Genomic DNA, 6,476 nt, shown 5'->3' with positions numbered 1-6,476 from the left:
CCCTCCTCCACTCCCCCCCCCCCCCCCCCCGCCCCCCCCCCCCCCCCCCCCCCCCCCCCCCCCACCCCCCCCCCCGGGGGGCCCCCCCCCGCCCCCCGGGGGCCCCCGCCCCTGTGAATACGCCCGGCAGGTCAGGCGGGGGGCGAAGAGGGCCAGGACCGGGTGGTCGATGTGGTGGTGCTCGATGCCGACCCCGTACGCGCCGCTCCACGCCTCCCAGACGAGCCGGCCGACCGTCTCAGCCACCGCAACACTGCGGTGCCGGCCTCCCTGGCACGCCACCGTGAGCCTGACCAGACGGCCCACGGGCACCTCGTCGGCCAGGGCGCGCAGTATGCACGGCGGCCCGGAGGATCACCTCCAGTGCGCCAGGAGTGGCAAGGACGTGGGCGTAGACGTCGGCGTCCAGGCCAGTGCGGTAACGCATCGCCGGGTCATCAGCCGGATTGCGCAGGACGCGGCTGGGGTCGAGATACAGGCCGTCTGTGACGAGGGCGTGAGCACCCTCGTGACGGATGCCGATCAAGGAGATGTCGGCGGCGGCCAGGCCCCGGCCAGGAAGGTGGGTGATCTGCATGTCTCCGCCCTCGCCCGGCGGCTGCGCGCGGAGTTCGCCGAGGGCTGGGCCGCCGCCCGGCTGCCCCGCCCCCGGCTCGTCGTCGAGCCCGGACGGGCCGTGGCCGGACCGGCCGGGATCGCCCTGTACCGGGTGCTCGCCGTCAAGCACACCGGCGGAAAGGTGTTCGCCGCGGTCGACGGGAGCATGAGTGACAACCCGCGTCCTGCCCTGTACGGAGCGCTCTACGCGCCCCGTCTCGTCGGCCGCCGCTCAACGGCCGGAGCCCGTGCGGTCACCGTGGTGGGCCGGCACTGCAAGGCCGGCGGCCTGCTCGCCGTACCGGTGGCCTGTGCCTACCACCTGTCCATGGCCTCCGGGTACAACCTCGTCGGCCGCCCCGCCGTCGTGGCGGTCCACGACGGCACGGCCCGGGTACTGCTGCGGCGCGAGACGCTGGACGACCTCCGCAGCAGGGACATCGGGAAATGAGATCGCCTCCTTGGCCCCGCCTGTGAAGGGGCCGGGGTGAGACGGGGGCGCCATCTCGCGAGGGGCGGCCCTGGCAGCCCCTCTGCTGTCCCCGTGTCGATCGGGGACACCGGCTTCGAGGACTGGTCTGCCGCGCGGCCCTTCTCTCATGAGACCGGCGCCGTCGGCATCGGGCAGAAGAACTGCTTTGACGGCAACGCCGGTCAGAGCCACTTGTTGCGGCGGAGCGCACGATAGACGACCGTGCATACCGTGATCATGATCAGCCAGACGGCGGGATAGCCGTAGGGGGAGGTGAGTTCGGGCATGTGCTCGAAGTTCATGCCGTAGATGCCGACGATCATGGTGGGGACGGCGATGAGGGCGGCCCAGGCGCTGATGCGGCGCATGTCGGCGTTCTGCTGGACGCCGAGCTGGGCAATGCTGGCGGTGAGCATGCCGGTGATGAGTTCGTCGAAGGACAGGATCTGTTCGATGACGCGCTGGTGGTGGTCGGCGACATCGCGGAGGTAGGTGGCCACCTTCGGCGGGATGCCCGGTACGGAGCCGTCGCCGAGACGCTGCAGCGAAGTGGTGAGCGGCATGACAGCGCGTTTGAACTCCAGCAGTTCCCGCTTGAGCTGGTAGATGCGTGCGGCGTCGACGGGTGTGTCGGGGGAGAAGACCTCGGCTTCCAGGGTGTCGACGTCGCCGGCGAAGGCGTCGGCGACGTCGATGTAGCGGTCGACGACCATGTCGGCCACCGCGTGCAGGACGGCAGCGGGCCCGTGGCCCAGCTGCTGGGGGTCTTCCTGGAGCAGGCGGCGCACGCCTTCCAGAGGCGGCGCGCTGCCGTGGCGGACGGTGATCGCGTAACCGGGCCCGGCGAAGACCATGATCTCGCCGGTGTCGACGATCTCGCTGGTCGCGGTGACCTTCTCGTGATCGACGTAGACGATCGTCTTCAGCACCAGGAACAGCATGTCGCCGTAGCGCTCCAGCTTGGGACGCTGATGGGCATGGACGGCGTCCTCCACCGCCAGGGGGTGCAGGCCGAAGGTGTCGGCAACCTCCTGCAACTGCTCCGCGGAGGGCTCGTACAGACCGATCCACGCGAACCGCCCGGCCTGCGGGTCCATCCGCTTCTTGATCGCCTCCAGGCCTACCTGCCCAGGGATCCGGCAGCCGTCCTGGTACAGCGCGCAGTCCACCACCGCCGAAGGCAGGCCCCCCTCTTCCTCGCCGTTCTGCTGTGTCACTGACCCCTCGTTCCACTCGTTCCCGTATCAGGGGGCAACCTACCTGCCCGGCAGACGTCCGACTTCAACGGCGGACGATCGGGACTCGCCGTCGAGGCCGACCGAGCAGGCACTCCCCAAACCCCACGTCGCCTTCGGTCGAAGCCGGTGTCCGCCAGTGATCTCATGTCGCCCTCTCCGTAGAGGGGGTCCGGCCCGATGGGTGAGGGCCGTCCGCCGTGCGGAGGCTGAACACCATGGTCAACCCACCTCCGGGAGTGTCCTCGGCGGCCACCGTGCCACCCATCGCCTCGACGAATCCGCGGGCCACCGCCAGGCCGAGGCCGACACCTTCGCCGCGTGGTGCGTCGCCATGGCGCTGGAAGGCCTCGAAGATGTGCTCCTTGGCCTCGCCGGGGACGCCGGGGCCGCGGTCGACGACGCGGAGTTCGACGCGGCCGGCGAGGGCGCTCGCCGAGACGAGGACGTTCTCTCCCTGTGGGCTGTACTTGACGGCGTTCTCCACGATGTTGGCGACGGCCCGCTCCAGCAAGCCGCGGTCGACGGCGACCATCGGGAGCGTCTCGGGGATGTCGAGGTCGACGCTGCCCTCGGGGACGCCGAGCAACGCCATGGGGACGACTTCGTCGAGGTCGGTCTCCCTGATCACGGCCGTGACGGTTCCGGTCTCCAGGCGGGACACGTCGAGGAGGTTGCCGACCAGGTGACCGAGCCGGTCGGTGCCGTCCTCGATGTGCGCGAGCAGTTCCGCGCGGTCCTCTTCCGACCACTCCACGTCGTCGGCCTGCAGGGAGGAGACGGACGCTTTGATACCGACGAGCGGAGTGCGCAGGTCGTGGCTGACGGCGGCGAGGAGCGAGGTGCGGATCCTGTTGCCCTCGGCGAGCTTGCGGGCCTTCTCCGCCTGGTCCACGAGGCGCCGGCGGTCGAGGACGACGGCGGCCTGGGCGGCGAACGCTCCGAGAACACGTCTGTCCTCGGCCGGCAGGACACGGCCCGTGAGAGCGAGGGCCAGGTGGTCGCCGACAGGTACGTCCACAGCGGCGGCCTCGGGACGGCTGGCCGGACGGTGGCCGACGGCGGCGACGCGGGACCACGGTCCGGTGTCCGCGTCGCGCTCCAGGAGCGCCACCGACTCCATGGAGAAGGTTTCCCGAAGCCGTTCGAGCAGGGCGTCCAGACCGGTCTCCCCGCGCAGCACACTGCCGGCGAGGAAGGAGAGCGTCTCCGCCTCCGCCCGCAGCCGGGCGGCCTGATGCGTGCGGCGGGCGGCGACGTCCACCACGGAGGCGACCGGGACGGCGACCCCGACGAAGATCACCAGAGCGGTGATGTTGCGCGGGTCGGCGATCGTGAGCCGGTGGAGCGGCGGGGTGAAGTACCAGTTGAGCAGGAGCGACCCGACGGCCGCGGACCCCAGGGCCGGTCCGAGCCCGCCGAGCAGGGCCGCGGCCACGGTGAGCGTCAGGAAGAGCAGTACGTCGTTGGCCAGGCCGACGTCGGGCGCGACGCCGCTCAGCAACAGGGTGAGCAGGACGGGCCCGGCGAGACCGACGGTCCAACCCCACAGGGTGCGGGACCGGCCCAGCCGCGTCCGGGCGGGTACCGGCAGGCTGCGGCCCTTCGCCGCTTCGTCGTGGGTGACGATGTGGACGTCGAGATCGGGGCCGGACTCACGGGCGACCGTGGCGCTGACGCCCGGCCCGAAGACGTACTGCCAGGACCGGCGGCGGCTCACGCCGAGGACGATCTGGGTCGCGTTGACCCCGCGTGCGAAGGCGAGGAGGCCGGCGGACACGTCGTCGCCGACGACGTGGTGGAAGGTGCCTCCCAGCTCCTCGACGAGCGTGCGCTGGACGACGAGCTCCTTCGGGGACGCCGAGGTCAGTCCGTCGCTTCGGGAGATGTAGACGGCCAGCACCTCACCACCCGCGCCCTTCTCCGCGAGACGTACGGCACGCCGTATGAGGATGCGCCCCTCGGGGCCGCCGGTGAGGCCGACGACGATCCTCTCCCGCGAACCCCAGATCTTCGAGACGCGGTGCTCGGTCCGGTACTCCTGGAGGTACGCGTCGACCCGGTCGGCCGTCCACAGCAGCGCAAGCTCGCGCAGGGCGGTGAGGTTGCCGGGGCGGAAGTAGCGGGAGAGGGCCGCGTCGACCTTGTCCGGCTTGTAGACGTTGCCGTGCGCCATGCGCCGGCGCAGCGCCTCCGGGCTCATGTCGACCAGTTCGATCTGGTCGGCGCGCCGGACGACCTCGTCGGGGACCGTCTCCTTCTGCCGGACGCCGGTGATCGACTCGACGACGTCCCCGAGCGACTCCAGGTGCTGGATGTTGACAGTCGAGACGACGTCGATGCCGACCGCGAGCAGTTCCTCGACGTCCTGCCAGCGCTTCACGTTGCGTGAGCCGGGGACGTTCGTGTGGGCGAGCTCGTCGACGAGCGCGACGGCGGACCGCCGGGCCAGGACCGCGTCCACGTCCATCTCCGTGAAGGACGTGCCCCGGTACTCGATCGTACGGCGCGGGACCGTCTCCAGGCCGTGCAGCATGACCTCGGTCCGGGGCCGGTCGTGGTGCTCGACGAACGCGACGACGCAGTCCGTGCCCCGCTCGACGCGCCGGTGCCCCTCGGAGAGCATAGAGTACGTCTTGCCGACACCCGGGGCCGCTCCCAGGTAGATGCGCAGCTTTCCGCGTCTCATGTGCGCGACTCTCCTACGGCTCGAACCGGTAGCCCATGCCGGGCTCGGTGATCAGGTGACGCGGGTGCGAGGGGTCCGCTTCCAGCTTGCGCCGCAGTTGGGCCATGTAGACACGTAGGTAGTTCGTCTTGGTGTTGTAGCCCGGCCCCCCTACCCCTTCGAGTAGGTGGCGTTGGCTGACGAGCTTTCCGGGGTGGCGGATCAGGATCTCCAGCAGGTGCCATCCGGCCGGCGTGAGCCGTACCTCGCGGTCTTCGCGCCGCGCCCGCTTGGCCATCAGGTCGACCGTGAAACCGTCGGTGCTGACCAGGCCGCCCGCGGCCGGTCCGGACGGTGGTGCCGCGACCGCACGGCGCGTGGCCGCGCGCAGACGGGCCAGGAGTTCGTCCATGTCGAACGGCTTGGTGATGTAGTCGTCCGCGCCGGCGTCGAGGGCGCGGATCTTCTCCTCGGAGCCGATGCGCGCGGACAGGACGAGGACGGGGGCCCGGCATCAGTACCGCAGGCTCCTGATCGGCTCGATGCCGTCCATGTCGGGCAGACCGAGGTCGACGATCAGTACGTCCGGCGGCCGGCCGGCGGAGAGGGCCAGCGCCACGGCGCCGTCCGGTGCCGAGTCCACGGTGTACTGGCGCACCTGCAGGTTGATCACCAGCGCTCGTGCGAGCTGTGCGTCGTCCTCCACCGCCAGCACCCGCGTCATCGACGTGCTGCCTTCCTCTTGTACATGACGGTCGTGTCGTACGGCGTGGGACGGTGGTCCCGGACCGTTCCCGGGACCCTCGTCTCCTCCACTGCCGGGGGAAGGCCATCAGCCCTTGCCCGCCAAGTCCTTGAGCGCGGTGTTGAGCTTCAGGACGTTGACGCGGGGTTCGCCGACGAAGCCGAGGACGCGGTCGTCGGTGTGGTCGGCGACGAGCTTGTCCACCGCCGCGACGGTCAGGTGGTTCCTCTCCGCGACGCGGTGGACCTGGAGCCTGGCGTATTCCGGGGAGATGTGCGGGTCCAGGCCGGAGCCGGAGGAGGTGACCGCGTCGGCCGGCACATCCGAGGGCTTCACCGTGTGGCCGGGTACCGAGTTGTCCTTCACCACGGCGGCCTTGGCGTCCTTGACCCACTGGATCAGGTCGGCGTTGTCACCGGAGCGGTTGGTCGCGCCGGACAGGATGATCGAGTACTGGGTGTTGACGCTGTTGGTGCCCAGGCCGTTGGAAGGGCGCGGCTGGAACCACCTGAGGTCCGGGGCCGCGGTCTCCTCGCAGTCCTTGAGCGGCAGGTCGTAGCGCTGGCCGATGAGTTCGGAACCGACGACCTTTCCGCTCGCGTCCTTGATCTCCGAGCCGTTGGCCTTGCCGGGGAGGACGAGCTGGGCGACGGCGGTGACGGCGAACGGGTAGAGCACGCCGCACACCACAGTGAGGACGAGGAGGGCGCGCAGTCCTGCCCAGAGCACTCGGCCCGTGTTCACTGCTGAGTTGTTCAT

General features: G+C 70.6%; 3 protein-coding genes and 3 pseudogenes. 1 reads left to right on the top strand and 5 read right to left on the bottom strand.

The window, feature by feature from the left end:
- Nucleotides 1-282, bottom strand: a pseudogene (locus tag ACFY7E_RS32220) (hypothetical protein); the annotation flags it as partial.
- A 247-nt stretch (nucleotides 283-529) separates the two neighbouring features.
- Between ACFY7E_RS32220 and ACFY7E_RS32215 the strand changes: the two are divergent.
- Nucleotides 530-1,048 (top strand): annotated as a pseudogene (locus ACFY7E_RS32215) (diaminopimelate decarboxylase family protein); the annotation flags it as partial.
- A gap of 203 nt (nucleotides 1,049-1,251) precedes the next feature.
- On the opposite strand, the gene ACFY7E_RS32210 reads toward ACFY7E_RS32215, so the two are convergent.
- From ACFY7E_RS32210 to ACFY7E_RS32195, 4 genes and pseudogenes are all read right to left on the bottom strand, one after another.
- Nucleotides 1,252-2,286 carry a magnesium and cobalt transport protein CorA gene (locus ACFY7E_RS32210; protein WP_389491237.1) on the bottom strand — a complete coding sequence of 345 codons (1,035 nt, stop codon included), beginning with the start codon at nucleotides 2,284-2,286 and terminating at the stop codon, nucleotides 1,252-1,254.
- Between the two features lie 163 nt (nucleotides 2,287-2,449).
- The gene (locus ACFY7E_RS32205) at nucleotides 2,450-4,993 is read right to left on the bottom strand and encodes an ATP-binding protein (RefSeq protein WP_389491235.1); all 2,544 of its coding nucleotides are present in this window, start codon (nucleotides 4,991-4,993) and stop codon (nucleotides 2,450-2,452) included.
- Between the two features lie 13 nt (nucleotides 4,994-5,006).
- Nucleotides 5,007-5,696 (bottom strand): annotated as a pseudogene (locus ACFY7E_RS32200) (response regulator).
- Between the two features lie 108 nt (nucleotides 5,697-5,804).
- Entirely contained in the window at nucleotides 5,805-6,476 is a 672-nt protein-coding gene (locus ACFY7E_RS32195) for a potassium-transporting ATPase subunit C (protein ID WP_389491233.1), read from the bottom strand.

Origin of the sequence: Streptomyces sp. NPDC012825 (assembly GCF_042900925.1) — a bacterium.
Taxonomy (GTDB): Bacteria; Actinomycetota; Actinomycetes; order Streptomycetales; family Streptomycetaceae; genus Streptomyces.
The sequence above is the reverse complement of the archived record's forward strand: the minus strand, read 5'-3'. Positions and strand labels throughout refer to the sequence as shown.